This window comes from Mesorhizobium sp. M7A.F.Ca.CA.002.15.2.1, assembly GCF_003998715.1.
GTDB classification, from domain to species: domain Bacteria; phylum Pseudomonadota; class Alphaproteobacteria; order Rhizobiales; family Rhizobiaceae; genus Mesorhizobium; species Mesorhizobium ciceri.
This window is the reverse complement of the sequence record NZ_RZPI01001003.1, coordinates 1-1309: the sequence shown is the minus strand read 5'-3', so window position 1 is coordinate 1309 and position 1309 is coordinate 1. Positions and strand designations below refer to the sequence as shown.

The following is a 1309-nucleotide window of genomic DNA, read 5'->3' as shown; positions in this document are numbered from 1 at the left end:
GATCTGCCGGCGGCGCGAAGCTTCCTCGCCCTTGATGCGCAGCCCGAACTCGACGTTCTGGCGTACGGTGAGCCAGGGAAACAGCGCGTATTGCTGGAAGATCATGCCGCGCTCCGGACCCGGCCCCTCGACCGCCTTGCCATCGACCAGCACGGTGCCCTCGCTCGGCTTCAGCAGGCCGGCCGCGATGTTGAGCGCGGTCGACTTACCGCAGCCGGACGGACCGACGACGGTGACGAATTCGCCGTCGGCGATGTCGAGCGACAGCCGGTCAAGCGCGACGAAGGCATTGTCCTTGAGGTCGAACCGGCGCGTGACCTTGTCGAAGACGATCTTGGGCGGCATCACACGCGCTCCTGCCAGACGGTCAGCCGGCGCTCGATCACCAAAAGGATGCGATCCATGGCAAGGCCGAGAAGGCCGATGGTGATCAGGCTGACGAAGATGGTCGGCAGGTCGTAGTAGAGTTGCGCCTGCTGCATGCGGAAACCGAGGCCGGTCTGCGCGGCGATCAGTTCGGCGGCCACCAGCGTCGCCCAGGCCGAGCCGAGGCCGATGCGCACGCCGACCAGGATGAACGGCGTCGATGCGGGAATGATGACGCGCAGGAAGATGGTCATGTCCTTGGCGCCGAGCACGCGCGCGGCGTTGATCATCGTCTTGTCGACGCTGATGACGCCCTGATAGGTGGCGACGACGCCGGCCAGGAAGGAGGCCAGGAAGATGACGAAGATCTTCGGCGTCTCGTCGATGCCCATCGTTACGATCGCCAGCGGAATGATGGCCAGCGGCGGGATCATGCGGAAGAACTGCAGATACGGCTCGATAAGCGAGCGCGCGACCTTGTACCAGCCCATGACGAAGCCGACCGGGATCGCCAGGATGACGCCGAGGAGAAAGCCGGTCATCACCCGAGCAAGGCTCGACATGATGTCGGTGGCGAGCTGCCCGTTTGCGATCAGATCGATAAACCTGGACGCAACCTGTGGCGGTGGCGGCAGGCCCACCGCGCCGCCCGCCGTCAACACCCACCAGATGGCGATGCCGGCGACGAGACCGCAGAGATTGAGCGCGAGACCGCGATAGTCGATACCCCGATCCTCGTTCGAGCCGCCGCCGGAGCGTGTCGTCTTCGACGCTTCGCTCATCGCGACACCCCCGAATAGAAAAAATGGTCGAGCGCCGCCGCAGCAGCACCGATGGCGCCGGCACCAGGACCGAGGCTCGACCGCTCGACCCGCAGCACGTCGCGCATCGGCGGCAGGACGCGTGGCGGAACGCCCCGCCTTATATGATCGATGAAGCTTTC

Annotated in this window: 2 protein-coding genes and 1 pseudogene; all 3 read right to left on the bottom strand. The window is 65.3% G+C overall.

Annotated features, from left to right (window positions below; all coding sequences use genetic code 11):
- Positions 1-345 (bottom strand): ATP-binding cassette domain-containing protein (locus ENZ74_RS32015; protein WP_127313298.1); only part of this gene is annotated, 345 nt, incomplete at its 3' end.
- Entirely contained in the window at positions 345-1148 is an 804-nt protein-coding gene (locus ENZ74_RS32010) for an ABC transporter permease (RefSeq protein ID WP_082826501.1), read from the bottom strand. The genes ENZ74_RS32010 and ENZ74_RS32015, both read right to left, overlap by 1 nt.
- Positions 1145-1309 (bottom strand): annotated as a pseudogene (locus ENZ74_RS35520) (sugar kinase); the annotation flags it as partial. The gene ENZ74_RS32010 and the pseudogene ENZ74_RS35520, both read right to left, overlap by 4 nt.